The organism is Mesorhizobium sp. LSJC269B00, assembly GCF_000502815.1.
GTDB lineage: Bacteria > Pseudomonadota > Alphaproteobacteria > Rhizobiales > Rhizobiaceae > Mesorhizobium.
Genome location: NZ_AYVN01000004.1, coordinates 124,303 through 151,297, shown reverse-complemented (window position 1 = coordinate 151,297; position 26,995 = coordinate 124,303). Strand labels below are relative to the sequence as shown.

Here is a 26,995-nt window from a genome sequence, read left to right as displayed (position 1 = left end):
GTCGCGGAACGTATTTCATTGCATTGGGCTACCGAGTAGACGGCACGCGACGACGTCGTCTCCAGGGAGACGCTTGCCGCGCTCGATCGCTTCAAGAAACGCGTGATCGGTGCCGTGCGCCGCCGCTACACGGCACCCGCCACGGCTCCGGAGCAATAGCGCTCCGTGTTGGCCGAAATCCTCGCTCGCGTTTTCAATTTTCTGAATTTCCGCTTGGAACTCTCCCGCCGGCATACCGTTCAAACATCATTGGAGAACGACCATGCCACGAGGCGACAAATCGAAATACAGCGACAAACAGGAACGCAAAGCCGACCACATTGCCGCAGGCTATGAGAAGCGCGGTGTTTCCGAGAAGGAATCCGAGCGCCGGGCATGGGCGACCGTCAACAAGGACGATGGCGGCGGCAAGAAAGAAGGCGGCTCGGGTCGTGGTAAACACACCGGACACCCCGCGGCCCACAAGGGTGGGAAAAGCGGCGGCAAGGCATCGGCTTCACGGTCAGCCGCAAGCCGATCGGAATCGGCAAAGAAGGCAGCGGCAACACGCAAGCGGAATGCCGAGCACCATGCCCATTAACTGCCCCGCAACAGGTTCGGAACGCCATGAAACCCAAGCTCGTCAATCAGGTCAGCGGGCAAAGAATTTTCGTCGTGGTGCTCGACCTCGGCGACGAAGGCTTCGCCGCGCTGACCGCCTTCGCAACCGACAAGAACATCGCCGACAAGAACATCGGCAGTGCCTCTTTGACTGCGATCGGAGCGTTCGGCGCCGCCTTGATCGATGTTAATGCGTGAGGTTGGCAAGCGCCTACCCGGCTCCTTGGCCATCAAGGGCGGATGTCTCTGTGGCAGGATCCGATTCAGCGCCGGGATCGAACCGAGGGCTCACTACTGCCACTGCGATATGTGCAGACGAGCGACCGGCAGCGCGTTTGCAGTTCTTGCCTGGATGCCCTGCCAAAGCCTGACCTGGAATTCCGGAACGCCAACATATCGAAGGTCTTCGCCGATCGCACAAAGAGGCTTCTGCCCAGAATGCGGGTCGCCGCTCAGCCTTTGCTACGACGCGTCGCCAACCGAGATCGCGCTGCACGTCGGTACCTTCGATGATCCGGCTCACCTGGTGCCTCGGTACAACTACGGTTCAGCGCAGCGCCTTGGTTGGGTGTGCTGCGGAATAGACCTACCGGACCGCGACACCGAGGAGCGCTGGTAGCGCCGCCTGTTGCGAATGACCTAGATTGCCGATCAGGAATGCGGCCCTTGTCGCCGTGCCCCGAAAGTGCGGTCTCGATCTGCCCGGCCTGCCGACGTGGCCAGACCGTCGACAAGCCCTAAGCGCTAGCCGGTTTTGATCCTTTGGGGGGCCGCATTCTCTATCGCGAGGAAAATCGCTTCGAACAGATCCTCGTCGCGGAAGGGCTTGCCGAGCAAGGGCACGTCGGCCGGCCGATCGGCAATCTCCCGGGCATCGGCATAGCCCGTGATCATGACCGCTGGCCAGTCCGAGCGCAAATTGCGCGCGAAGCGGATCACGTCGACGCCGGATACGAGTGGCATGGCGAAGTCGGTGATAATGACGTCGAACTGGTTGGGAGTGCGCTCCATCATGGCCAGCGCCTCCGCCCCTCCTCCCGCGCAGGTCACCTCGAAACCACGTTGGCGAAGGGACTCGGCGGTCAATTGCCGCAAAACATGGCTGTCGTCGATCAGGAGGATTGATGGGTGCTCCATCCCGGCATCGGCGAACGCTCGTTCAATGTCGGGTTCCACCACAGGATCGACCGGCTGTTCGGTCGATCGTGGCAGCCAGAGTTGCATGGTAGTTCCGCGGTTGACGACGCTTTCTATGCGAAGTGTCCCACCTGACTGCTTCATGAAGCCGTAGACCGTGCTGAGGCCGAGGCCCGTTCCCTTACCGACCGGCTTGGTGGTGAAGAACGGTTCGACGACCTTGGCGACAAGATCGGGAGGTATGCCGGATCCGGTGTCCTTGACGGCGATCATGACATAGTCGCCCGGCGGAATATCCTCTGTTGGCGTCCCGATCGATCGATTCTGCGCATGCACGGTTATTGTCCCGCCAGAGGGCATGGCGTCACGCGCGTTGAAAACCAGATTCATCAAGGCCAATTCAAGTTGGCCTGCATCGACATGCACCGGCCAGATCGTGTCATCGATCTGCCAGTCGAAACGGATCAACCCCCCCAGCACGGGCGCCACCAATCCGTTCATCGTGTCGCCCAGCGCAGCAAGGCGCACCGCTTCCGGCTTCAGGGTCTGGCGCCGCGAGAATGCCAGCATTCGCGCGACAAGGTCAGCGCCTTGTTTTGCAGAACGCCGCGTCAGGTCGAGTACCTGTTGCGCCTGATCATCCAACGTAGCCCGGCGTTCAAGCAGCCCTAACCCACTGAGAATTGCGGCGAGCAGGTTGTTGAAATCATGCGCCAGGCCGCCGGTTAGCTTGCCGATAGCGTCGATGCGCTGGGATTGAAGCAGCTGATCCTCAAGACCGCGCCGCTCGGTGATGTCAAGCAATGTGCCGATAATTTCCGGTTCACGGCCATCTGAGCCGTCCGACATCACGCCCTGGTCGAGAAAGATGCGATACTCGCCATTGGCGCAATGCCAGCGGAACTCGCACGTATAGGAGCCGGTGGTTTTGGCCGCCAGCAGCGCTTGCTTCAATCGCGGCAGGTCGTCGGGATGAACGCGGCTGAGACCGAACTCCGGATCCGATGTCAGGTATTCAGGCGCAAAGCCGGTCAAGCGCTCGACGCCCTCGGTAACAAAGCGCGCCGCGAAGGGTGGCTCGGCTGCCCGAGCATGAAAGCAGACCGGCAACGAATTCAGGATGGCATCCTGCCGTTGCTCGGCGCTGCGCAGCGCGCGTTCGGCCTGAAGCTTGTCCTTGTGCGCCTGCAACGCCTGCGCCAATAGTCCCTGCTCGACCTCCGCCTTGCGCTGGATCTCGAGCGTCTTCTCGTGGAGTTCGACGAAAACCGCGACTTTCGAACGCAGCATGATCGGATCAAATGGCTTGAACACATAGTCGACCGCGCCGGCATCATAGCCGCGCAGCATATGCGCATCCTCCTTGTTGATGGCGGTCAAGAAGATGATTGGGGTGCGCTTGGATTGCTCGCGCTGGCGGATAAGTGCGGCCGTTTCATACCCGTCCAACCCTGGCATGAGGACATCCAGGAGAATGACGGCGAACTCCTCTTTCAGCAGAAAGCGCAGAGCCTCTTCGCCCGATTGGGCGCAGATGACCTCTCCGACAGTCGCGAGCACTTCGCTGATCGCCAGCAGATTGCGCTCATCGTCGTCCACCGCCAGGATGCGGGCTCTTGCCGGCCCTTCGGCAAGAGCTGCCACCTCAAGTTTCCTTACCCTGTTTCTTGCCAGCTTTTGCATCGAACGGCCGTCAGTTCGCTGCCAGGAGAAGTTTTTCCGGGCTCTCGACACGGGATCGGGCACGCCCGATCCAGACACGAAGCAGTGCCAGCAGGAGATCCAGGTCGACGGGTTTGGCGATGTAGTCGGAAGCCCCGGCATCCAGACATTTTTGCCGATCCCCCTTCATCGCCTTTGCGGTGACGGAAATCAGCGGGATATGAGCAATCGCCGGTGTGCCGCGAATCCGCCGCATCGTCTCGTAGCCGTCCATCTCCGGCATCATGATATCGATCAATGCCACGTCGACATCGGGCGCCTGTTCAAGAAGCGCGATGCCATCACGGCCCCGCTCGGCATGCAGAACCTGTATGTCATAGGTCTCCAGAACACTGGTGAGCGAATAGATATTGCGAATGTCGTCGTCGACGATGAGAACTTTCGCCCCGGCGAGATCGGACTTGCCGTTGTGTTCAGTTCCTGCCCAGGCCTCTTGGCGACCTTCTCCCGGCAGCGTTGCCGAAATATGCAGCGCCAATTGAGCGAAGTTCTCCGCCCGCGGTGCTTCCGCCAAGGCCGGGTTCAACGCCAGTACCTGTTCAAGCGCGTCCGGGTGAGGCGTAAAGAACAGCAGCTGCGGCAAGGCTTCGCCGAAGTGGCCGGTGATCTCGTCCAGCGCCTTTGCGTTGTCCTTGGCGGAGCGTCCAAAGCCGAGCACGACGGCATCATAGGAGGCGAGGCCAACGTCTTCTGCATTTGCCGCAACTCGACCGATCGCGGTGACCGACGTTACGCCGTCGCGGATTGCCTCGACCAGCGCCAGACGCCGCTCCGGGTCAGGGTCCACGACCAGAACGCGGCGCTGAACGCGGAGCTTCTTCGAGTGGATATCCTGAAACACCTTCATCAGCTCGTCCGAGGAAACGGGCTTGGTGGAAATGCTGGACGCCCCCTTGCGTGCGAGACTGTCGATGTCTTCGGCACCCGAGATGACATGGATGGGAATTCCCCTCGTCTTCTGGTCATGCCGCAGCAGATCGAAAAGCACCCAGCCATCGATATCCGAAAGCCCGAGATCAAGCGTGATTGCGTCGGGAACGAGCTTGCGGGCCAATGCCAGCGTGCCGGAACCTGCATTCGACAGAACGCCTTTCAGCCCGGCTGACCGGGCGAGGCCGAGCAGCAACCCGCCAAAGGTCGGGTCGTCCTCGACGATCAACACGATCCGATCGGTGGGTAGGATTGAATCGCGGTCGTCGATCAGCTCTGCCGAGGCCGGACTGCTGAGCAGAGCTGTCGCAGTAACCGCCTCCGCCGCCGGAGCCAGGGTCGACTGTACTGTCGTCACGCGGGGGCCGTCGAACGGGATGATGAGGGTAAATGTCGACCCCTTGCCCGGCGTGCTTTCGACCCGCAATTCGCCGCCAAGCAAGCGAGCGATCTCGCGGCTGATCGAGAGCCCAAGGCCGGTGCCGCCATACTTGCGGCTGGTGGTGCCGTCGGCCTGCTGGAAGGCCTCGAAAATCAGCTTCTGTTTGTCTTCTGGAATGCCAATGCCGGTGTCGGTGACGGCGATCGCGAGAGCCTTCACCGGCTGCGTCGCGCCATTGCGGCGGCCGGCCTTTTCAACCCGGAAGTTCAGGCTGACCTCGCCTTCCGAGGTGAATTTGAATGCGTTGGAAAGCAGGTTGAGGACAATCTGCTGCAAGCGTTTCTCATCTGTGCGGACCGTGTCGGGAAGCGCCGGATCGACCTTGATGGTGAAGCCAAGTCCCTTGTCGGCTGCCAGCTGACGAAAAGTTCGTTCCATATGCTGGCGAAGATGCGTCACCGGCATATCGTTGATGTCGATGGAAACAGTGCCCGACTCGATCTTCGACAGATCGAGGATATCGTTGATGAGGCTGAGAAGATCGGTTCCTGCCGAATTGATGGTGCGGGCGAACTCTACCTGTTTTTCGTTGAGGTTGCCGTGCTGGTTGGTCGCCAGCAGGTTTGACAAAATGAGCAGCGAATTGAGCGGCGTGCGCAGTTCGTGGCTCATATTGGCCAGGAACTCGGACTTGTATTTCGACGTGAGTGCCAGTTGCTCGGCTTTCTCCTCCAGCGCGCGTCGCGCCATCTCGATTTCGAGATTCTTGTTTTCGACCTGCTTCTTTTCGTTCTCGAGCAGCTGCGCCTTTTCCTGCAGCTCCTCGTTCGTCGCATGCAGCTCTTCCTGCTTTTTTGTCAGCTCGGTTTGACGCGCTTGCAATTCCGACGTCAGCAGTTGCGACTGCTTGAGCAGGCCCTCCGTGCGCATCGTCGCAGCGATGGTGTTGAGAACGATGCCGACGGATTCCATGAGCTGGTTGAGGAACGACTGGTGTGTGTCACGAAACTCGCCGAACGAGGCGAGCTCGATGACGGCTTTGACTTCATCCTCGAACAGGGCAGGCAGGATGATGACATTGGCTGGCGAGGCGCTGCCAAGACCAGATGTGACCCGAAGGAATTCTGGCGGCACATTGTCCAGCATGATGGCGCGCTTGTCGGCGGCACTTTGCCCAACCAGGCCCTCTCGCAGATCAAGCCGCTGCTTGATGGCAGCTTTGCTCTCGGCGCCATAGGAAGCCGCCAGCTCAAGATAGGATTCCTCCTCGTCGCGATTGGTGACGTAGAACACCCCATACTGGGCGTTCACCAGAGGAGCGAGTTCGGACATGATGAGCCGCGAGACGGTGGCAAGATCGCGCTCGCCTTGCAGCATGCGCGAAAACCGGGCGAGATTGGTCTTCAACCAGTCCTGCTCGGCATTCTTCAGCGTCTGATCCTTCAGATTGCGGATCATTTCGTTGATGTTGTCTTTTAGCGCGGCGACCTCGCCGGACGCTTCGACGCTGATCGAACGGGTAAGATCGCCCTTGGTCACCGCCGTCGAAACCTCGGCGATGGCACGCACCTGGGTGGTCAGATTGGCAGCGAGTTGATTGACGTTGTCGGTGAGGTCGCGCCAGAGGCCGGCGGCACCTGGCACACGCGCCTGACCGCCGAGCTTGCCCTCGATGCCCACCTCACGGGCGACGTTGGTCACCTGGTCGGCAAAGGTGGCAAGCGTCTCGATCATGCCGTTGATGGTGTCGGCCAGCAGGGCGATCTCTCCCTTCGCGTCGACCGTCAGTTTGCGCCTGAGATTGCCTTGCGCGACCGCCGTCACGACATCGGCGATGCCGCGCACCTGATTGGTCAAGTTCGTCGCCATCAGGTTGACGTTGTCGGTCAGGTCCTTCCAGGTACCGGCAACACCTTCGACGCGCGCCTGGCCACCAAGCTTGCCCTCGGTGCCAACCTCACGCGCGACTCGGGTGACCTCGCCGGCGAAGGAGTTCAACTGGTCCACCATGGTGTTGATGGTCGACTTGAGCTCCAGGATTTCGCCCTTCACATCGACGGTGATCTTCTTCGACAGGTCGCCGCGCGCCACGGCGGTCGTGACTTCGGCGATGTTGCGCACCTGGCCGGTCAGGTTGGCCGCCATGGCGTTGACGTTTTCGGTCAGATCCTTCCACNGTGATCTTCTTCGACAGGTCGCCGCGCGCCACGGCGGTCGTGACTTCGGCGATGTTGCGCACCTGGCCGGTCAGATTCTCGGCCATCGAGTTCACATTGTCTGTGAGATCCTTCCACGTGCCGGCAACGCCGCGCACCTGCGCCTGGCCTCCCAACTTGCCTTCCGTGCCGACCTCGCGTGCCACGCGCGTGACTTCCGAAGCGAAGGAATTAAGCTGGTCCACCATTGTGTTGATGGTGTCCTTCAGCTCCAGGATCTCGCCGCGGACATCGACGGTGATCTTCTTCGAAAGGTCCCCGAGCGCCACGGCGGTGGTTACCTCGGCGATGTTGCGCACCTGGCCGGTCAGGTTGGCCGCCATGGCGTTGACGTTTTCGGTCAGATCCTTCCACGTGCCGCCGATGCCGCGCACCTGGGCCTGGCCGCCGAGCTTGCCATCGGAGCCGACCTCGCGCGCCACACGTGTCACTTCCGAAGCGAAGGAATTGAGCTGGTCGACCATCGTGTTGATGACGTCCTTGATCTGCAAGATCTCGCCCAGCGCGTCGACAGTGATCTTCTGGGTCAAGTCGCCGGTCGCGATGGCCGTTGCCACCTTGGACACGTCGCGCAATTGCACCGTCAAATTGCCGGCCATGGCGTTGACGTTGTCGGTCAGATCCTTCCAGGTGCCACCGACGCCTTCGACATGCGCCTGGCCACCAAGCTTGCCTTCCGATCCCACTTCGCGGGCCACACGCGTGACCTCAGAGGCAAAGGAGTTCAGTTGGTCGACCATCGTGTTGACGGTGTCCTTGAGCTCCAGGATCTCGCCTTTGACGTCGACGGTGATCTTCTTCGACAGGTCGCCGCGCGCCACGGCGGTGGTGACTTCTGCGATGTTTCGAACCTGGCCAGTCAGGTTGGCGGCCATGAGATTGACGTTGTCGGTCAAATCCTTCCATGTGCCGCCGACGCCCCTCACCTCTGCCTGGCCGCCCAGCTTGCCTTCGGTGCCGACCTCGCGTGCCACGCGCGTCACTTCCGAGGCAAAGGAGTTCAGTTGGTCGACCATCGTGTTGATGGTGTCCTTGAGTTCCAGGATTTCGCCTTGCACGGCGACCGTGATCTTCTTGGACAGATCGCCCGACGCGACCGCCGTGGTCACCTCGGCGATATTGCGCACCTGACCGGTCAGGTTCTCGGCCATCGAGTTGACGTTGTCGGTGAGGTCCTTCCAGGTGCCGGCGACGCCGCGCACCTGCGCCTGGCCGCCAAGCTTGCCTTCGGTGCCAACCTCGCGTGCCACGCGCGTGACCTCGCCCGCGAATGAATTCAGCTGGTCCACCATCGTGTTTATCGTGGATTTCAGCTCGAGAATCTCGCCCTTCACGTCCACCGTAATCTTCTTCGACAGGTCGCCCAAAGCCACCGCGGTCGTCACTTCGGCGATGTTGCGCACCTGGCCAGTCAGGTTCTCGGCCATGGAATTCACATTGTCGGTCAGATCCTTCCACGTACCACCAACACCCTCAACGCGCGCCTGGCCGCCAAGCTTGCCTTCAGTGCCGACCTCGCGCGCCACGCGCGTCACTTCCGAAGCGAAGGAATTAAGCTGGTCCACCATCGTGTTGATGGTGTTCTTCAGTTCTAGGATTTCGCCCTTGACATCGACTGTGATCTTCTTCGACAGGTCGCCCGACGCGACCGCCGTCGTAACCTCCGCGATGTTGCGCACTTGCCCGGTCAGGTTCGTGGCCATCGCGTTGACGTTGTCGGTCAGATCTTTCCACGTGCCGGCGACGCCCTTGACCCGGGCTTGGCCGCCGAGCTTGCCTTCCGTACCGACCTCGCGCGCCACGCGCGTCACCTCAGAGGCGAAGGAGGCCAACTGGCCGACCATGGTGTTGACGATCTTGCCGATGCGCAGGAATTCGCCGCGCAGCGGTCGGCCATCAATTTCGACCATCATGGTCTGCGAAAGGTCGCCCTTGGCGACGGCGCCGATAACGCGCGCAACCTCAGCCGTTGGCTGAACCATGTCTTCGATGAGATCATTGACTGAACGGACACTGGATTCCCAACTGCCGGTGGCATTGCGAACCCGGCCGCGCTCGCCTATCCGCCCCTCCTTGCCGACGACCCGGCTCAAGCGCTCGAACTCGCGCGTCACTTGGTCGTTGAGGTCAGCGATCTCATTGAAAGTCTCAGCTATCTCAGAATCGAGGCCTTCATAAACATTGTCGATGCGGACGGAGAAATCGCCGCGCCGGAAGGCTTTCAGAGAATTCAGGATGCTTCGACGGTCCAATTGCTTCTTGGATGCCTGCACGGTCACAGCGCCACTCCCAGCCCTATGGATTTATACGGATAAAGTTGCCCCCGCGGCCAATGGTGGATCGCGCCGCAAGACCCCAAACGCGGCATCTTCAATTTTGTTCCATCGTGCCGTGAATTCCAGGCCGACGGTTGCGCCTTGGTTTGAACGCCGGATTTTCATGATGCGGTTGTGGATTTATCGTGCTTCAGCCGACCACGACACGTCATAGCCGTTTGCCATTGCCAGAGAGGCATGAATTGCGTTGCGCAACTCGGAAGGCGAGGCAGCCACCCGGTGGTCGAAGCTCACGGCAATTTTCTTGCCGGACATGGCATGGACCATAAGCCCGACAATTCCTCGTCGTCGCAGCGACACTCAGGAAACTTGCGCGGATTCCATCGACCGCAAACGCCGTCGACACAATGTCGTCAGCGCGATTGCCAGCGACTAGGTTTCAAGGTCAATGACTTCGCTTTTCAGCAAATCACCCTCCCAGCGGAAGGCCGACGGCAGAGGCGCCGGATGTCTCGCAAAGATTGCTAGATGCCGGCATCGAGTCTTCGGCGCTGTATCCTGTCCATTCTATGACGGTTGGCCGCGCTGTCGATAGCTCTGCAAGGCTTTGTACGCTTCCAGACACTGATTCACGCGAGCGAGCAGATCAGGCAATCGTGCCGTTCATATACGTTTTCCGGTTCACTGTAGTGCCGTCCGCCAACTGAAACAGTCCGCCCGACCAGAATGACGATTGTCGGCCCTTTCACTTGAAGCCCCCCAGATCAGCGAGTGAGTTGTGGCCAACACTCCAACACCTCCGCCATGCTGGCCGCCTCAATCTGCTCACTGAAGCGGGAATGGTAGACTTCCATCAGTGCGTCATGGGTCTGGTCGGCAGAGCTGCAGATGGCATCGGTGACGAGAATGACGCGAAAGCCACGATCGATGGCGCCAAGCACGGTCGCGAGAACGCAAACGTCGGTTTCGCCACCGGTGATCACGAGCGCACGCACGCCGGAGCCACTCAGCAGCGCGTCGAGCCGCCCCTCGGTCCAGGGCGAATAGACATGTTTGTCGACCACCGTCGCCGGCGGTACAAATCGTGCAAGTTGAGGCATCAGCTCGATCAGGCGCGGATCGATGTTGGAAAGGGTTACCTCCGCCCACCGACGATAGTAGTTTGCCCACATTCCCGGCGCCTCGCCCGGGCGGGCGGCAGGAATGAAGCGCGTGAACAGGGTACGGCTGGCATGTCTGGCGACCAGTTCTTCGATCGCCGGGACCACCTTTTCAGCCCACGGCACGGGCCAAGGTCCACCCGGCGCAAACAGGCGCTGCATGTCGACGCACAGATGCAGGCCATCGTCGCCTATTGGTCCGTGAATCAATCCTTGGGCGGCCACTGGTGGATTCCGTCGGGTTTGGGTTACTGGCTTGCCTGCCGCGCTGCATCGGCCTCAGCCACATCAACAGTGTAAAGCAATTCACCGTTTTCGTTGGATACCCTCACAAGCCAGCCGGACAGAGCGTCCGTGCCAGGCTGCAGGTCGGCGAGAAGATCGATTGCGCAGCGGATAGCTTCGGACCGGGCCGCCTCAAGGCTCGCCATCCTCGACGGCGGTATGCGTCGGCTGGTTTCGCCATCGCGATACTCAAAGACATATACGTCGCCGGCGCCGTCGCTTGCAGAGGTTATCTCGACCTGGTCGAAATTGCCGTTGCTGCTCGCGTCATATTCATTGGCTGCGAGATCAAAGGTCGCTGTCTGGACCAGGATTGCCTTTGCGCGGGCAAGCACGTCATCTTCAGCTTGTATCCCGACGTTTGCCATGTCCACCGTAACGCAGTCGCCGCCCTCGCCGCAAAATATCACCCGGCGAACCGACTGCCCGTCTGGCGCCCTGGCATTCACCACTTCGGTCCGAACGACTTGCATGACACTCTCCTGCCTGTGTCTGACAATGTTCATGGTGCGCTTTCGGTTCCTGCGGATGCAGGCGCCGGCCCGGCTGTCGAGACCGACAGGACTTCCCCGCCGGACATTGACGTGCACCGAGCCCCCGCCGCAGGAACAATTCGAACGGAAACGCGTTGCCCTAGCTGGAAACGGGATAAGCGCAAAATGGCCGCGCCACGTGCTGCCTGGAAGGGCTTCTTGAAGGTTGGTTCGGTTACTTGCGGCGTGAAGATTGTCGGCGCAACCAGCGAAGCATCCAAGATCCATTTCAAGATTTTGAACCGCAAGGACGGTCTGCCGGTCAGGAGCGTCTACGCCGACGAGGAGACCGGAAAGCTGGTGGATGCAGCGGATCAGGTGAAGGGTTTCGAGATCGAAAAAGACGAATTTCTCCAGATCGAACCTGACGACATAAAGGCGTTGAAGCTGACGTCGAAGCACACGCTCGAAGTCGGCGAATTCGTATCGATTGACGATATCGATACGCGCTATCTCGAGAAGCCCTACTATCTGATCCCGGCCGACGGCGCCGCAATCGAAGCATACGGAGTGATCCGCGATGCCATGAAGAACAAGGGCGTGGCCGCTCGATCCTGCGTGGTGCTCTACCAGCGCGGCCGCGAAGTGCTGATTCAGCCCTATGGCAAGGGCATGGTGATGACCGAGCTTCGCAACCACAACGAAATGGTTTCGGAAAGCACTGTGTTCGATGGATTGGCCAAGCAGAAATACGACCCCGATCTGCTCGAAATCGCCGGCATGCTTATTGACAAAAAAGTGACGACCTTCGATCCCTCGAAATTTGAAGACACCTATGAAGACGCGCTGATCGCCATGATCGATGCAAAGCGCAAAGGCAAGAAGCTGCCGAAGCCCGCACCAAGGCCACAGGAGAATGTCATCAACCTCGCTGAGGTGCTGAAGAAGAGCCTCAAACAGGAAGGGCTGGCGAGATCCACAAAGAGAGCCTCACCGAAACGCAAGACAGCATAGTTGATAACTGCCCAGCCAGAAGGTCCGCACAGCAGCTCCAGCCGCCCTTAATAGCTCGGAACAATTCTCGCGGTTGCCCGTTGGCCACCAAGGACGATGCACCTTATGGCCGAGATCAAGAACGTCGACAGGGCAGTCCTCAAAGAGCCAGAGGCAGCGGATGCCAACATTGCGCTCAAAGGAGCCGGAACGCAGGACTCTGATCGGGCGCCGACAAGCCCCAGGACCGCTGGCCATCGGTAAAAATACATGGGGTGTGAAAAGACCCTTTCGCCTCCAGACGCGGCGACGCGCGACCTGTGGCGGGCCGAACCCCACGCCCAAGCGAAACCCGGAGAATAGATGTGCCCCCCAAACCAGAGCCAACCGAAGAGCCGCCAGTGGATGCGCCGACGTGGACGCCGGACATACGCGAGCCTGAGCCGGATCTTCTTCCCGACGAAGTGCCAGTTCCTAATCCGGACGAGAACCGTGATCCGCCAAAGCGAGGCGTGGTGACAGACTGAACAACGAGTTTGGTCCGGCATCCTCCTGCAAAGGCGTTTATCTCGCCGCCGGGTTCAAGATCGCCAGTGAAATGCGACTGGATTTGGCTGCGCCGAATGCTTGACGGATTTGGTCTCGATGGTGTGGACCTGTCGACGCCTCGCCAATCCTCATTTTCCAAGTATCTGTTCGAACGTGCATTGCTTCGGGCTTTTGTCAGGACGCCATCGCAGAAATTTGGTGCCATGACGGAAACGATCGCCGGTGACATGATCGAACCGCACCTCCGCCACCAGTTCGGGCCGCAATGGCTCCCATTGTCCGCTTCTTTCCGTGCTCCACCGACTGGGACCGCCCGGCGCTTTTCCCGTGAAGCCAGGAGCCGATCGCAAAGCTTCAAGTTGTCGCGTAAGCTTGGCCCTGTCCTCCCGGGCGATCGTCGAAGTGAACCCGACATGGTCGAGTTGCCCCTGGTCATTGTACAGGCCAAGCAACAGGGAGCCGACTTCACGCGAATTCGCCAGGTAGCGGAACCCTCCGACGACACAATCGGCCGTGCGCAGGCGCTTGACTTTGACCATGGCGCGCTCGCCGGGTCGATATTCGTCATCGAGAAGCTTGGCAACGACCCCGTCGGTCGAACCTTGTCCGGATTGGCCAAGCCATCTGCCTGCCGCCGCCAAATCACGCGTCGCCCGAGACAGTTCGAGATCCTTTCGCGCGGCCGACTTTACGAACAGTTCGAGTGCAGCGCGCCGAACCGAGAGCGGCTGCTGCATCAAGGCGCCCTCGGAGGTCGCCAACATGTCAAAGAGGATCAGCTTTGCCGGCGTCGCGACCGACAGTTTCCGGATCCTGCTTTCCGCCGGATGCAGCCGCATCTGCAAGGCGTCGAAAGAAAGAGAGCCTGCAATTTCGATGACGATCTCACCATCGACCACGAACTCTTTTGTTTTCAGTTCATGCAACATCGCGACGACTTCCGGGAAATACCGCCCTAACGGCTTGCCGGATTTTGCACGCAACTCCACGGCCGCGCCGGCTTTAAAGGCCAGGCAGCGAAACCCGTCCCATTTGGGTTCGTATTGCCATCGGCCAGCATCGGCCGGCAACGTGTCGGCAGCCTTTGCTTCCATCGGCGCCGTGCTCAACGCCACGCCGAAAGACGATTTTACACTCGTCGGCAGATCGCGAGAGATGGCAGATTCGCCCGTCATGAAAGTTCCGTGGACAACGATGGAGATCGACTCAACGCAGCACTGGTGCCGGCTTTGGAAAAAATCATGCTCCAACAGGGTTAGGTCATGATGAGATTTCAACCAATCTCATCATGACCTGGGACGGTCTACTCGGCAGCCTGCATGTTGATCTTGCTTTCCGCCATTTCGGTGAGCTTGCGATCGGTCGCCTGCTCTTCTTTCAGATTCTTGGCCAATACGTTGGCGCAGTCACTGCGGCCAAGCTGCTTGGCCCAGGCGATGAGCGTGCCATATCTGGTCATCTCATAGTGTTCGACCGCCTGCGCCGACGCTATCAGCGCCGCGTCTAGAACCTCCTTGTCGTCGACGTCGCCGCTCACATCGTCGGCTTCCTCCAGAATGCCGTCTATCGCCGGGCAGTTGACCTCCTTGGCCTTGACGCCATGCAATTCGAACACCTGTTCGACGCGCTCGATATGGCCTTTGGTCTGCTCGAGGTGTTTTTCGAATCCGGCCTTCAATTGCGGATCGGTTGCCTTGCCGATCATCTTCGGCAGCGCTTTCTCGATCTGCTTTTCGGCGTAATAGATGTCGCGCAGCGTGTGCACGAAGAGATCGTCGAGTGTCTTGATGTCCTTCGAAAAGAAGCCCATGGCCTTACCTTTCATTGTGCAGAAGTTCGGGTTCGGCGGCGGCTTGCCCGCCACCCGCGGAGGCCGGGAACTCGTCCCGGCTTGCTGGTCAACGCACCGGTGCTGGAGGAGTTCCTGATTCCGAGCCGGCCGTTACTCCTTTTCGAGACGCTGCGGTCCATCTCCGGAGGAGCTTTGACCCGATCACACGTTCGATGGTCCAGCGAGGACCCTCAGGCGCACGCCGGCGCGGAAAAACTGACGGCCAGGAGAGCCGAAACGTGCTGTGCGCCGCAAGCTCTCGCAGGCGATGGCTGCTTCGGCAGATGCAATGCCAGCGTCGGGCGCGCACTATTGTCGGGAGAACTCTTGGTCAAGTATGCGAAGGCCCTCTTCATATTTGGCCGCCGACGCTCCGACCTGCCTCGACTGCCAGATGTTGTCCTCCAGATCGGCGCGTTTTACGGGGAGCGCCACTGGGTTCGACGCAGCCCGCCGGACAAAGGCGAAATACTCCTCATCCGGCCTGCGCGACATGGCATCGACCGCCGCGGTAATTGTAGGTCCGAAGCCTGCTTCTTCGAGCTTGGCGCGGGTCCAGCCTTCGCCTTTCTCAAGAACGTCATGAAGGTAGGCAACAGTCTTCTGATCGATTGTCTCGACGGCGTCGACGACACGGCGGCAATGCTCGATGTAGGGCCGCCCGGTCTTATCGCGCTGCGACGCGTGAACCTCCTCCGCAATCTTTGCCGCCTGGTAGAAAATGCTCATCGCGCCTGTCGTTACCGTGATTGTCTCTGCCTGATGAAACCTATTCGACGATATGTGGCGTGTGTCGCTTGTCCTCGGCAGGGTCGACATCGATACGGGCCTTTTCCGGATCGAAAGCGCCGTGACCTGCAATAGCCAGAGCAGCCGCATCGGGCGTTTCGTAGGCCCACATGAAATCGTCGGAAGAACTGCCGACGGCGTGGACACGCCAGTAGCTTGCGGTGCCTTTGAGCGGGCACCAGCTGGTGGTGTCGGTCTTTTCGAAAAGATCGAAATAGATGTCCTCGAAGGGGATATAGAAAACGGGCTCGTGCCCGTCTTCACGCAGGACCTTCGCCCGCTCCGTAGCTGCGACGATGGCGTCGGAAAACCGCACCGTCACCGTGCCGGAAAACGGTTCTATGGCCAATCGGCCAAGGTGGTGTTGTGAAGTTGCGCCTGAAGTTTGCATCTGAATTTCTCCCTGGCGATTACCGCAAGATGCCTGGAGACGAAATGCGCGGCGGCGCTTCAGGTTCCGGCATGTCCGATGAAGCTGAATGGCGGGCCGGACTTAAAGCGCCTACCGCTTGCCGTATCCAGCAGTTCTCGTTGGTAAGGCGCGGTGAAATGCTCGTCCAGCCCATTCGAAGACTTTGGAAGGACGACACGGTCGTCGCTTCCGTTGAGCGTCAGGGCTGGCACCGAAATGATCTTCGCCGCTACTTGCCGGCGGGCGAGTTCGTGGCTGGAGATGCTCCAGCTGTTTGGCCGTCGTCAGCTGCCGCCTCATGTACGGGCTCCGGGGCGGCCTCAGTTGCTGCCAACTGGGCCGCAAGGTCCCTATAGACCTTGTCCCTGCCGCCATCGTGTTTAGCGATCAGGCCAAGTAAGTCATGACGGCTTAGCTTTGCAATCTTCATTAGGAATTCGAATTCGTGCTTCGGAATCGAGGCTGCTAAGCGATCGAGTTTGGCCCGCCGGGTCTCTTTGGACACATGTGCTCCTATGTATCCAGCCATGCGAGGCACGTACTCGAAGGCCCGCCATTGTCTTGATGGCGGGCCTTCGGGCGGCCGAAGCCGCTAGGTCCATCGGCTACTTGTTGCAATTTTGCACGGTCGAGGTCGTTGCGCCACTTGCAGTGTTGTTATCGATGTCATTGCCTGCGGCGTCCTTGCAACGGTCGGTCATGCCGTTCGATTTTGTAGTCGAGTTTGTGGAATTCGGATCGGTTGGCACGGCCGCATTCCCGCTGCCAGTGCCATTGCCAGCGGCGCCGCCGCTGCCGACAGTTCCAGTACCAGTTCCATTACCCGTGCCAGCCGTGCCGCCAGCACCCGTTCCATTTGTCTGCGCCAAGGCGGAACCGGCCAAGGCAATAGTTATCACCGACGCGGCTAGAATTTTCTTCAACATTGGAGTCTCCGTGTTTGAATCGCCGAATTGCGATCGCTTTCCCAACGACAGGTTTTTCTCATTGTTCCCGGCGTAATGGATTGTGATCCGCAGCAGCCTTCGTCGAGGTGGACACTCTTGACGGCGCACGAATTGTGATAAGACCTGACAAGGGCAGGATGGGCTTTGTTCAACACCAAAGCGATATGTTGGGCGCGGCTGCATGCATCCGACGCGGATCGCGATGCGGAATGTGGGCAAGACGGGTTACAACAGAAGCGGCGATCAGAGCTGCGAGCGAACCGGCCGCCTTGATGTTAATCTGACGGTTGAATCTCAAGACCATTCCGACGCAGGAGCAGAACGCATGCCGGCTCGATCCGAAGGATTTACAATCGCTCTGGCTCACAACGGGGATGCACGAACGCAGGCGGCCGCTGCGCTCTATCGACACAACATCGAACAAACCGGAATCGATGACCGGGCAGTGATCGGCGCGGAGCTTACCGACCCCTCCGGAAAGATCTGGGGTGGAATTTGGGGCAGAACGGAACTGGGGCTCCTGTTTCTCGACATGTTCTTCTTGCCTGAAAAATTGCGTGGCCGATCCTATGGATCACAGCTTCTTATGGCGATCGAGGAGGAAGCCGTTAGGCGTGGATGCAAGAGAGCCGTCGTCGAGACGAGCAGTTTCCAGGCGCCTCAATTTTACCGGCATCATGGGTTTGAGGAATTCGGCAAGGTCGAATTCGTTATTCCAGGACACGCCCGCATCTTCCTTCGCAAGAACCTGCAGTAATCTTTGCGGAGGCGCCATCTGCACGAACGGCTGTTCGCCGGCAAAACGCCGGCGCCTTAGCCCTCCCAGCCGTAGCCATCTACTCCCGAAGGTCCTTTTGCCCTTTCCATCCAGGAAGCTCGGTCATCGGGCATAGCAGCCGCGGTCGCGCCGGATCGGAGATATCGAGTTTATCCCAGGGAATGCGGTACAGGCCGTCGCGACGGCGCAGCCGAAACAGGTCGAGCATCGCGATGCCGATGGTCGAAGCCGACAGACGCTCGAACGCGGCGTAGATGCCAACGTGGAATTCAGTAACGACGAGCTCGTCCCCACGCTGTTCGGCGAGAATCTCTTCGATGTGACCGATGCTCTTTCCACGCTGCGAGAGCACGCGTCGCCCGGCAAGATGTTCGAGGTTGACTGTCCTCATCATCACGCTCCTGGGATGCGCCCGATGACATGATCGCGCAACCAGTCCTGCCAGGCGAAAATCGACGTCTCGCCCACCTCGATGTCACATTCGATGTCGAGCCCGTTGTCCTGCACCTTTTTCCACGCAATCCTGTGTGGCTCGGCGTGGCGTTTGCCACCCACCCTCGTCGCCAGTTGCGCCATCCATTCCCCGGGCCGCGCGCCAAGGCGGCGCGCCAAAGTGATGGAGCCGAGTTCTATCGCGACAATCCTTGGTGGTTTGCCCCGCCGCAACTCGGCCACCACTCCGTCGACCTTGCCGATCTTGACCCGCCGGCGGTCGAACACCTGCTTGTCCAGGAGATCACGCATCAATTCCATCATGTGCCTCCGAATATCTGCAGCGGAATCGTCACCACGGCGAGCACGAAGGCAAGCGCGATAATGAAGACAACGGCGGCATTCGAAATGATGCCGTTGCGATGTTCGCCGACATATCGTTCGTCATTCAGCAGGAAGAGAAATGGAACTACCGTCAGCGGAAGGCTCGCCGCCGTTACCGCCATGGAAAAGATGGTCAGCCTCAGTGGGTCGAGGCCAAGCATGATCGGAATGGCGGCCAAAAACAATGATGCCGTATAGACGGCACTGAAGCCCGGATCATCGCGCGGCTTGCGATCCTCACCCCAGGTCCAGCCAAAGCCCTGCGCCACCAGATATGCCTGTTGCAACCCGACTTCGAGTGCGGCGCCGAAACAGGCAATGGCGAGCGAGGCAACGAATAGAACGAACCCCCAGAAGCCGAATATAGGGATCAGCATCAACGGCAGTTGGTGATAGTCGTCCACCTGGTCGATGCCGCGCGTCGCGAGAACGAGAGCAGCGACGATCAACACGCCGATCGAAATGGTCCCACCGAAGGTCATGCCCAGCCCGGCGATGGCACGATTGGCCCCAAGGTGGCTTTCATCCCATTTGTCCTCGATAGCTCCCGAGGAATAGAACATGAAAAGATAAGGCGATATTGACGCGCCGAGAATGCTGGCCGCCATGAACCAGTAATTGATGGCATCGTGAGCCGGCAGCGAAGGCACGGCGCTGCCAGCGACCGCTGTCCAGTCGGGCTTTAACATCACCGCACCAACCACGAAGCACAGCGTCACGAGGCCGAGGACCGAAACGCCTTTCTCGATAAAGCCAAACGTGCCTTTCCACAGCAGCAACCATGCCAGCAACGCCACCGGCAGTGCCCACCACTGGAAGCCTATGCCGGTGGCAAGTTCGAGTGCGATGGCCACACCGCCGATCTCAGCGGACAGCACCATGAAATTGACGAGAAGGACGACGAGCAACGGCCATAGGAAGACGTTGAACCCAAATCTTTCACGAATGCCCTCTGAGATCGTGTGATGGCTCATCGCGGCGAACCGACCGGCCATTTCAACCAAAAAGATGATGCATATGGTGCCGAGAACTATGGCCCAGATTAGCTGGAATCCGAAGGCGGCACCCGCCTGCGCCGCCGTAGCCATCGACCCGACTTCGAGGAAACCTCCGACACTGGTGACGACGCCAAGCGATATTTCCAGAAGCTTCTTCACGGCTTTGGTCCGAAAGCGCTGGTGTAAGCGGCGGCGAGCGAGCGCATGGCCGCCCGAAGATCCTGTTGTGCGCTTTTCACCTCAGCGCGATTGTTCACCCGCAATCCCGCCTCGGCATGCGCCACCGCCACCGACAAACTGTTGACTGCTGCCGTCAGTCCTGCTCGCTCGGCTAGTTCAGCGGTCTCGGCCGATCGAATTTGCGCCTCGACATCGGCCAGCGTTTTTCCGACCGAGTGCAGTGCGGCCGTGGCATAGGCGGACGGTGCCGCTCCCTCCACCCAGGCATCCAGTACCATCGATACGGTCTGTGCCGCGGAGGCCGCGCTTCGTGATTGCTGCGCCACCTGATTGGAAGACGAGCATCCGGCCAACCCGGCTAGCATCAGAAGCAAGCACAGCCAGCCAACCGGAAAATGACGGTCGTTATGGGGTACAGCGCGCGTTGGATGCGCCACGCGGATTTCCTCCCCTGCCCGAACCAACTGCGTCCGGCATCAATGATCTAGAGCGCTCGGAGAGCTCGTCAAACGAAACCGACGACGAGCCTGTGAGGTCGGCTAGTCCAACGTAACAAAACGCTCCATCCCGGACAGCCGTTAAAAGAGGGGGGCCCGCGCTTCTCTTTGGCGCGGAGAAGCGCGGGCAGATCGGGCTGAGGGGATGACCCGATCGCGCAGCATCAACATGGGAGGGCAACAACGCTGCACGGTTCGAACTTCCAACCGGGCCACTTGTTCCAACTTCAACTGATCCGTTCTGAGTACTCAATCCATGCGTTTGGGGGGCCTTTTTGAAGGTAGGCCATGGCGAGTTCTCATGGCGTAGAACGGTTTTTGTCGCAACGGCCCATCCATGAATGCGCGCGACGACCGCGATGACGACCGTCGCCTGACCGTCATGACAGCGCACGATCAATCCAGCCCAAACGCCGCGGAACAATTGTGCCCACTCGTGGTTCCGATGGCACGAAGATGGAGGATCTGATGACGGACGCCAAACTCGCTGTGGTGACCGGCGCCTCGAGTGGCATCGGAAGGGAACTCGCAAAGCTGTGCGCTAAAGACGGCTACGACCTGATCATCGCCGCCGACGAGCCGGCTATCCGGCAGGCGGCAGAGGCACTTGAGACCCACAATGTAACGGTCGAAGCCATTGAGGCCGATCTGGCGACCGTCGAGGGCGCCGATCGGTTGATCTCCCAGGTCGGCGATCGCGATATCGACCTGTTGTTTCTCAATGCGGGACGCGGGCTCGGCAACGGCTTCGTCGACCAGGACTGGCGAAAAGTCCGCCGGATCATCGACACCAATGTCACCGGAACGGTCTATCTGGCGCATGAGCTCGGCGCCAAGATGGCCCGGCGAGGCCGCGGGCGCATCCTGTTCACCGGATCGATCGCCGGCTTCATGCCCGGCACATTCCAGGCCGTCTACAACGGCACGAAGGCGTTCATCGATTCCTTCTCGATCGCGCTCCGCCATGAGCTGAAAGATAGCGGCGTGACGGTCACCGTGCTGATGCCCGGCCCCACGCAGACGCGATTCTTCGAGCGCGCTGAAATGATGGATACCAAGGTCGGCTCCGATGAAAAGGACAATCCGGCCGATGTCGCCAAGACGGGTTACGAGGCGATGATGGCCGGTGATGAACAGGTCGTCAGCGGTTGGAAAAACAAGCTGCAGGTCGCCGCCGCGCATGTCACGCCGGCAGCCACTTTGGCCGAACAGCACCGTAGGATGGCCGAGCCGGGGTCGGCGTCCAGCGACTGAGCCAATATTCGCGTCATCAAAAGGGCTGGCATTCCCAAGGCCGCATGTGCTGCGCGAGGCAATCTATCGCTGCCGCAGGGGCGGCACCATCTCGGTTCCCGGCGTCTGTGTTGGCCTGGTCGATCACATCCCGTTTGGCGGCGATGAATGAGGGACCGGCTTTCCGGATGGGCCAGACGCATACGCGACGCTACCTGGAACCTTTATTGGCGATGGTCCAGAACGGCGAAATCGATCCCTCCTTGTGATTACCCACCGGACCGATCTGAAAGCAGGGCCGGATCTCTACAAGACGTTCCGCCACAATCAGGAGGTTGTGTCAAAGTGGTGATGCGGCCTCACGGCCGAGACGGGCAAAGGCGACCCACACCTCACTGCAATCACAAGGGAACATTCGCGTCGACGGCCGGTTAGGTGCCACTTCCGTAACGGTCACCTGCCGTCAAAGCGAGCCCATGATGAACCACGACCAGCATGACAATGTACCAGATGCAGCGCGTAGACTTGTCGTCGGAAGCATGGCAGGAGGAATTCTCGCCGCTTATGCTTCCACGGCGTCAGCCGATACGGGAACAGTGCCTGCTAAAGCAGGCCCTGCGAGTCCGATGCTCAAACAGAATCCGGTGACGCAATATCCCCAGCCGCCGTTCAAGCCACAGGAACAGAAGTGGCCGGGTTTGGCGAGCAAGATGGTGCCGCGCCCGGATCACGGCGAAACGACCTACAAGGGATCAGGCAGGCTTGCCGGTCGCAAAGCGCTGATAACCGGCGGCGATTCCGGTATTGGTCGTGCGGCGGCGATTGCATTCGCGCGCGAGCGTGCGGACGTTGCTTTCGGCTACCTCCCCGAAGAACAGGAAGACGCCGACGAACTGGTGGACCTAATAAAAGCGGCAGGTCAAAAGGCTTGCCGGCGATATCCGCAATGAGGCCTTTTGCAGAAAGCTGGCCGATGAAGCAGCGACGCCCCTCGGCGGTCTCGACATCCTGGTCAGCAACGCTGCCCGCCTCACTAGAGTCCACGGTCCTCAAAAAGGGCCGCCGAGCCCACCGCTCCTTAGGCGTGGTGGGCTTTCAGACTGTCTACAGGAGGAACCAATGGCTGGCGATGAAATAGAAAGAAGGCGACTGCAGATGTTGATCGAACAATATCTGGAGACCCGTAAGCGACGGCACGATTTCGTGTCGATCGCGAATGCCGAACTCGCGATCAAGGCGGTCATGCCGCATTGCCCGGTGTCAAGCGCAGCGTTGGCAGAGATGATAGCCGCTGGCGCCGTCACTTACGGCCTTGGCGTCCTATTCGACGCGAGGCAAACCGAGGGCGAACTGCCCGTTGTTTGATAGGCTCATCGCCTGACCAATCGTCGCGCGGTCGCCAAGTTTCGCCCAGCGCTGGAATACGCCAGACCGGGAGCATGTCAATCGTGCCGGCCGGATCGCAGGCACCTGCCGGCGACGCCGTCTCGGGCCTGGACCCGAATGTCGTCGCATATCTGGTGAAAAACCAGTGTCTTTGTCCCACGAGAAGTGCGTTACCGGGCTTCTCGTTGGGTTGGCACCGTTCCGCTGTCCTGGTGTCTTGCCAAAGACGTCGGTTGAACACCGAGCATATTTCGCACGGCCTCGACCAGCGCAGCAGCCCATACGGGTTTTGACAGCATCTTGTGATGACGCAAATCTTGCGGGATGTCGGATGCCGTGTACCCACTGACGAAAACAAACGGAATTCCGCGTTGCGCTAGAAGAGGGACAAGGGCAGCGCTGGTCTCGCCGCCGAGACCAATGTCCAGGACCGCGGCAGATATGACTTCACTCTCGATCAGCTTTTTCGCGCGAGCAACGGACGGCACTGGCCCGGCGATGGCGAAGCCGGCCTCTTCCAGAATTGCGCGGTGCTCCTCCGCGACCAGCCATTCATCTTCGACGATAAGGATACGAGATGCAGTCACGTTTCGCTCTCCCGATGATCAAACGGAAACTCAATCCGCAAGCTCAAACCATCGGAACCGAAAGATGTTTCAAAATTTCCGCCAAGCCGATACTCAATTTCGCCTTTTACCAGCGAAAGACCAAATCCCGTCTTCTCAGGTGGAGTGACAGCGGGACCGCCGCTTTCTAACCATTCGAGCTGAAAACCGTGATCCGACGCCGACCAAGTCACGGACACCACGCCGTTTGGCACGGACAAGGCGCCATATTTTCCAGCATTCGTGGCAAGTTCATGGATCACCATGCCAAGCGACAGGCCCTGCTGAGGCTTGAGCCGAATGTCCTCGCCTGTGGTGTTGATGCGTTCCAGCCCGAACGGCTCGACTTCCTGCCGCACGATTTCCTCTACCGAGACCTCTTTCCAGCTTTCGCGCGAGAGCACTCCGTAGGCCCGCGCCATGGCGCGCAGGCGACCGATGAGCGCTTCGGCGAAAGCCTCCGAAGAGGGAGCATTTTTCAGGGTCTGACTGGCAATGCTGACCGTAACGGCCAGCATGTTCTTGACCCGATGATTGAGTTCCGAGATCAATACCCGCTGGTGGGCTTCGGCTTCAGCCATGGTCGTCACATCGACAAAGGTCACCACCACACCTTGGATTTTCCGCACGCTGTCGCGGTAGGGGATCAGCCGCACGAGATAGTGGATGCCGTCGCTATCGCGCGGTAGCTGGTGCTCGATCATCTCGCCGGCCCTGAAAACCTGCGCGATATGGTCGCGCAGGTGCGGATAATCGAGCCGGCTGGCAAGATCGGTAAGCGGTCTTCCGATGTCGGTCGGCAGCAAATTGAAGAACGAAGACGCCGCCGGCGTGAAGCTGCGGATAACCAGCTTGGTATCGAGAAAAACAGTCGCGATCTGTGTGCTCTCGAACAGGTTCTTCAGATCGCTGTTGGCCCGATCGAGATCCTCGATCTTGGAAACCAGTTCGGCATTGATGGTGTTCAATTCCTCATTGAGGGACTGCATTTCTTCCTTGGAGGCCTCAAGCTCCTCATTGGAGGACTGGGCTTCTTCGTTGACCGAGACGAGTTCCTCATTGGAAGATTTCAACTCCTCCAATGCGGTCTCATATTCTTCGATCGTCGATTGCAGGCGCTCGCGCGTATCGCGGAGTTCGCGCTCGAAATCAGCAATCCCGGATGGCTGACGAACCTTTAGAGCCTCCAGCCGCGGCTGCGGCTGGCCCACCGGTTCGAACAGGACGAGAAACAGCGGCTCGCCGCTGCCGCGATCAACCAAGGGCTCGATCGTCAATGTGACGAACTGGACCCGATCTTCATCTTCTTCAATGGCTATCGCTTCGCGCACAACCGTGCGCCGGCCTTCGGCCGCTTCCCGCAAAGCGCCGCGCAGTTCCAGACGCAGGCCGCTGCGTGCCATTGTGAGCAATTGTCTGCTCGGCACCCCTTGCGGCGGCTCGAGATATTTGCCGGTTCTGACCGAGTAATAGACGACATCTCCATCACCATTGATGACGACATGGGCCGGAGCGTAGCGTTCGAGAACATGGGCTTCAACGGTTTGCCTTAGGGAATAAGACAAGCCGCGGCGGGCATGAGTGTCATTGGCGCTGGAAAAATTGCTTGCAGGCGCAGCATTCAACAAGATCGGCAGCCGCGGCGGCGCCGTATGTTCTCGTGCCTTGAATATCCGTTGTTTCTTGTCGACCGGTGCAAACAGATCGGCATGCTGGCTTATGCTCTCGGAGGTGCCAAGGAACAGATAGCCGCCGGGCTTCAGCGAATAGTGGAAGGTCGGAATAACCTGCTTTTGCACATCGGGGCCGAAATAGATCAGCAGGTTCCGGCACGACACCATGTCCATGCGCGAGAAGGGTGGATCGCGGATGACGCTGTGCGCCGAGAAGATGCAGAGATCACGTACGCTCTTGCTCAAGATGAAACTTGTGCCGTCATTGCTGAAGAAGCGTTCGCGACGTTCAGGCGAAACGCCCGCAAGCAATGACTCCGGATAGCGCGCCGAACGTGCGATGCCCAACGCCGCGTCATCGATGTCCGTGGCGAAAATCTGGATGCGCGGCACAGCCGAAAGTGTATCCATATGCTCGCGCATCAGCATTCCGATCGAGAAGACTTCCTCGCCGGTTGCGCAGCCGGGCACCCAGACGCGGATCGTATCGTTGGCGTCCTTGCCTTCGAAAAGTTTGGGGATGACGGTTTCTTCCAGGGTCTTGAAAGCGTCCGTATCGCGGAAGAAATTTGTCACGTTGATCAGCAGGTCGCGAAACAGCGACCGCACTTCCTCCGCATTTGAACGAAGCAACTCTATATAGGCATCGATCGCGGTGTTCTGTGTTATTTGCATGCGTCGCCTGACGCGGCGCAAGAACGTCTTGGCCTTGTAGCCCGAGAAATCATGTCCCGAATGGCTGCGCAGGATCGCGTAGATTTCTTCCTGGCCCTTGCGGAGTTTCAAAGCACTGGCCTTGCCATCGTCAGCTTCAAGCTCGTCGAGCAGTTCAAAGCTGTGGGCAAATTCCATGAGTTTCGCACCCATCTCATCGGCCGGGATGGCGATATCGATCAGACCGGAACTGATCGCGCTGCGCGGCATGTCGGGATTGCTCGGACCCGACTCGTCGGAGAGTTGCGCCAGCGTCAGGCCGCCATGCTCCTTGATTGCCTTGATGCCCAACGTACCGTCGGAATCGCCGCCCGACAGGACGACGCCGACGGCGTATTCGCCCTGATCCTCGGCCAGCGCGCTGAAAAAGATATCGATGGGCTTGCGCTCCCTGGACACCGAATTCGGTTGGCGCAGCTTTAGGCTGGAATTTTCGATGGTGAGGATCGCGTTGTGCGGCATCACATAGACGGTGTCAGGATGGATATCCATTGCATCTTCAGCGACACGAACCGGAATTCCGGTGTAAAGCGCAATCACTTCGTGCAGCAGACTTTCCCGTTCCGGGCTGAGATGCGTGACGATCACGAACGCCATCCCGCTCGAAGACGGCATCCCGCGAAAAAATCCCTCCATGGCGGCAATGCCGCCCGCAGAGGCGCCAATACCGACTATGGGGAACCTCGGCAGCTTTTGCATCAATTGTCCTGCTTCAGTGAAATGCAACGCGGCAGCGCTGATTTCGATCCAATGTGTAAACCGTTCCTGGTCGAATTCCCATCCCGCACCGCCGATAGCCACGGAACCGATGGACGCGACCGCCGTTTAAAGCCCGGAGGGCTGCTATGTTATTAGGCATGCGAATTCTGCTCGTCGAGGACGAATTCTTGCTGGCAAGCGAACTTGCCTCTTATTTCAGCGATTGTGGGGCGACCGTTTTGGGGCCGGTGTCGTCAGTCAGCCGGGCTCGACGATATATCGATTCAGCGGACGGGGCGGTGCTGGACATCGATCTTAACGGTGAGACTGTTTTTCCCCTCGCCGATGAGCTGACGGACAGAGGCATCCCGTTCGTATTCTTCTCCGGAAACGATCAGATCACCCTGCCGGAGCGGTTCCGGTACACCCAAAACCTCTCCAAGCCGGCCGGGTTCAGGACGGTTGCCGGGATCCTCGCCGCGCAATCAACAGCGCTTGGTGAAGACAATGTCTTCCGCGCTCTTCCAAAACTGAGGCTGTCCGCGCGGCTGCTGCTGGGCGACCCACAGGCGGCCGATCGCCTCGTGGAACGCACATTGAAGGCGGCGCTGGAGGAGCGGTTGTCGACGCGGCATGACCTTCCCTTGAGCGAATGGCTCAATACACTCATGGAGGAGGTGCTCCGCAACGACAGGTCTGGCATCATGAATTAAG

Annotated in this window: 22 protein-coding genes and 2 pseudogenes; 9 read left to right on the top strand and 15 right to left on the bottom strand. The window is 59.5% G+C overall.

What is annotated here, in order from left to right; translation table 11 throughout:
- Nucleotides 1-262 precede the first annotated feature (262 nt).
- Genes X771_RS153245 through X771_RS1000000169725 form a run of 3 tightly spaced genes read left to right on the top strand, consistent with a single transcriptional unit; the run spans nt 263 to nt 1,219 of the window.
- A complete protein-coding gene (locus tag X771_RS153245; RefSeq protein ID WP_023687854.1) occupies nt 263-580 on the top strand; it encodes a hypothetical protein in 318 nt (105 codons plus the stop codon).
- A 26-nt stretch (nt 581-606) separates the two neighbouring features.
- Nucleotides 607-798, top strand: a complete 192-nt coding sequence (locus X771_RS153250) for a hypothetical protein (RefSeq protein ID WP_023687853.1) — start codon at nt 607-609, stop codon at nt 796-798.
- Nucleotides 785-1,219 (top strand): GFA family protein, encoded by a 435-nt coding sequence (locus X771_RS1000000169725; RefSeq protein WP_348524277.1) that lies wholly within the window; start codon nt 785-787, stop codon nt 1,217-1,219. Before X771_RS153250 ends, X771_RS1000000169725 begins: the two co-directional genes overlap by 14 nt.
- A gap of 125 nt (nt 1,220-1,344) precedes the next feature.
- On the opposite strand, the gene X771_RS153255 is transcribed toward X771_RS1000000169725, so the two are convergent.
- The 4 genes and pseudogenes from X771_RS153255 to X771_RS153260 all read right to left on the bottom strand — a co-directional run bounded on the left by X771_RS153255 (nt 1,345) and on the right by X771_RS153260 (nt 10,648).
- Entirely contained in the window at nt 1,345-3,420 is a 2,076-nt protein-coding gene (locus X771_RS153255) for a response regulator (protein ID WP_023687852.1), read from the bottom strand.
- Nucleotides 3,421-3,430: 10 nt separating this feature from the next.
- Nucleotides 3,431-9,260, bottom strand: a pseudogene (locus X771_RS1000000169170) (HAMP domain-containing protein).
- 183 nt (nt 9,261-9,443) lie between these two features.
- Nucleotides 9,444-9,578 (bottom strand): hypothetical protein, encoded by a 135-nt coding sequence (locus X771_RS1000000169720; RefSeq protein ID WP_280790991.1) that lies wholly within the window; start codon nt 9,576-9,578, stop codon nt 9,444-9,446.
- A gap of 449 nt (nt 9,579-10,027) precedes the next feature.
- Nucleotides 10,028-10,648: an isochorismatase family cysteine hydrolase gene (locus tag X771_RS153260; protein ID WP_023687850.1), complete on the bottom strand. Its 621-nt coding sequence runs from the start codon at nt 10,646-10,648 to the stop codon at nt 10,028-10,030.
- A 2-nt stretch (nt 10,649-10,650) separates the two neighbouring features.
- On the opposite strand from X771_RS153260, the gene X771_RS1000000169870 reads away from it, so the two are divergent.
- On the top strand, nt 10,651-12,195 hold the full coding sequence (locus X771_RS1000000169870; RefSeq protein WP_348524523.1) for a Ku protein: 1,545 nt from the start codon (nt 10,651-10,653) through the stop codon (nt 12,193-12,195).
- A 656-nt stretch (nt 12,196-12,851) separates the two neighbouring features.
- Here the strand turns inward: X771_RS1000000169870 and X771_RS153275 are convergent.
- The 5 genes from X771_RS153275 to X771_RS0133845 all read right to left on the bottom strand — a co-directional run bounded on the left by X771_RS153275 (nt 12,852) and on the right by X771_RS0133845 (nt 16,681).
- Complete coding sequence (locus X771_RS153275; protein WP_023696313.1) at nt 12,852-13,898, bottom strand: ATP-dependent DNA ligase; 1,047 nt, start codon at nt 13,896-13,898, stop codon at nt 12,852-12,854.
- A 128-nt stretch (nt 13,899-14,026) separates the two neighbouring features.
- Nucleotides 14,027-14,533, bottom strand: a complete 507-nt coding sequence (locus X771_RS153280) for a ferritin-like domain-containing protein (RefSeq protein WP_023668075.1) — start codon at nt 14,531-14,533, stop codon at nt 14,027-14,029.
- A 330-nt stretch (nt 14,534-14,863) separates the two neighbouring features.
- The gene (locus X771_RS153285) at nt 14,864-15,283 is read right to left on the bottom strand and encodes an HD domain-containing protein (protein ID WP_023681173.1); all 420 of its coding nucleotides are present in this window, start codon (nt 15,281-15,283) and stop codon (nt 14,864-14,866) included.
- 40 nt (nt 15,284-15,323) lie between these two features.
- Nucleotides 15,324-15,734, bottom strand: a complete 411-nt coding sequence (locus tag X771_RS153290) for a DUF427 domain-containing protein (RefSeq protein WP_023681172.1) — start codon at nt 15,732-15,734, stop codon at nt 15,324-15,326.
- A gap of 626 nt (nt 15,735-16,360) precedes the next feature.
- Nucleotides 16,361-16,681 carry a hypothetical protein gene (locus X771_RS0133845; RefSeq protein ID WP_023807304.1) on the bottom strand — a complete coding sequence of 107 codons (321 nt, stop codon included), beginning with the start codon at nt 16,679-16,681 and terminating at the stop codon, nt 16,361-16,363.
- 202 nt (nt 16,682-16,883) lie between these two features.
- Between X771_RS0133845 and X771_RS0133840 the strand changes: the two genes are divergently transcribed.
- Nucleotides 16,884-17,459 carry a GNAT family N-acetyltransferase gene (locus tag X771_RS0133840; RefSeq protein WP_023681170.1) on the top strand — a complete coding sequence of 192 codons (576 nt, stop codon included), beginning with the start codon at nt 16,884-16,886 and terminating at the stop codon, nt 17,457-17,459.
- 79 nt (nt 17,460-17,538) lie between these two features.
- On the opposite strand, the gene X771_RS153300 is transcribed toward X771_RS0133840, so the two are convergent.
- The 4 genes from X771_RS153300 to X771_RS153315 are packed head-to-tail and all read right to left on the bottom strand — an operon-like array spanning nt 17,539 to nt 19,911.
- Entirely contained in the window at nt 17,539-17,871 is a 333-nt protein-coding gene (locus X771_RS153300) for a hypothetical protein (protein ID WP_023681169.1), read from the bottom strand.
- A 2-nt stretch (nt 17,872-17,873) separates the two neighbouring features.
- Entirely contained in the window at nt 17,874-18,233 is a 360-nt protein-coding gene (locus X771_RS153305; RefSeq protein WP_023668067.1) for a hypothetical protein, read from the bottom strand.
- Complete coding sequence (locus X771_RS153310; protein WP_023668066.1) at nt 18,233-19,453, bottom strand: divalent metal cation transporter; 1,221 nt, start codon at nt 19,451-19,453, stop codon at nt 18,233-18,235. The genes X771_RS153305 and X771_RS153310 overlap by 1 nt, the downstream gene beginning before the upstream one ends.
- On the bottom strand, nt 19,450-19,911 hold the full coding sequence (locus X771_RS153315; protein WP_245262569.1) for a hypothetical protein: 462 nt from the start codon (nt 19,909-19,911) through the stop codon (nt 19,450-19,452). The genes X771_RS153310 and X771_RS153315 overlap by 4 nt, the downstream gene beginning before the upstream one ends.
- Before the next feature lie 528 nt (nt 19,912-20,439).
- Between X771_RS153315 and X771_RS153320 the strand changes: the two genes are divergently transcribed.
- The 3 genes and pseudogenes from X771_RS153320 (at nt 20,440) to X771_RS153325 (ending at nt 22,569) form a co-directional block, all read left to right on the top strand.
- Complete coding sequence (locus tag X771_RS153320; RefSeq protein ID WP_023687846.1) at nt 20,440-21,225, top strand: SDR family NAD(P)-dependent oxidoreductase; 786 nt, start codon at nt 20,440-20,442, stop codon at nt 21,223-21,225.
- A 605-nt stretch (nt 21,226-21,830) separates the two neighbouring features.
- Nucleotides 21,831-22,233 (top strand): annotated as a pseudogene (locus tag X771_RS1000000165885) (SDR family NAD(P)-dependent oxidoreductase); the annotation flags it as partial.
- Nucleotides 22,234-22,323: 90 nt separating this feature from the next.
- On the top strand, nt 22,324-22,569 hold the full coding sequence (locus X771_RS153325; protein ID WP_023687844.1) for a hypothetical protein: 246 nt from the start codon (nt 22,324-22,326) through the stop codon (nt 22,567-22,569).
- 191 nt (nt 22,570-22,760) lie between these two features.
- Here X771_RS153325 and X771_RS0133830 read toward each other — a convergent pair whose 3' ends face one another.
- Together X771_RS0133830 and X771_RS153330 are read right to left on the bottom strand one after the other, a co-directional pair.
- Nucleotides 22,761-23,177 (bottom strand): response regulator, encoded by a 417-nt coding sequence (locus X771_RS0133830; RefSeq protein ID WP_023696326.1) that lies wholly within the window; start codon nt 23,175-23,177, stop codon nt 22,761-22,763.
- The gene (locus X771_RS153330) at nt 23,174-26,281 is read right to left on the bottom strand and encodes a CheR family methyltransferase (RefSeq protein ID WP_023687842.1); all 3,108 of its coding nucleotides are present in this window, start codon (nt 26,279-26,281) and stop codon (nt 23,174-23,176) included. Before X771_RS153330 ends, X771_RS0133830 begins: the two co-directional genes overlap by 4 nt.
- Nucleotides 26,282-26,427: 146 nt before the next feature.
- Between X771_RS153330 and X771_RS153335 the strand changes: the two genes are divergently transcribed.
- On the top strand, nt 26,428-26,994 hold the full coding sequence (locus X771_RS153335) for a response regulator (protein WP_023668059.1): 567 nt from the start codon (nt 26,428-26,430) through the stop codon (nt 26,992-26,994).
- Nucleotide 26,995: the final 1 nt, after the last annotated feature.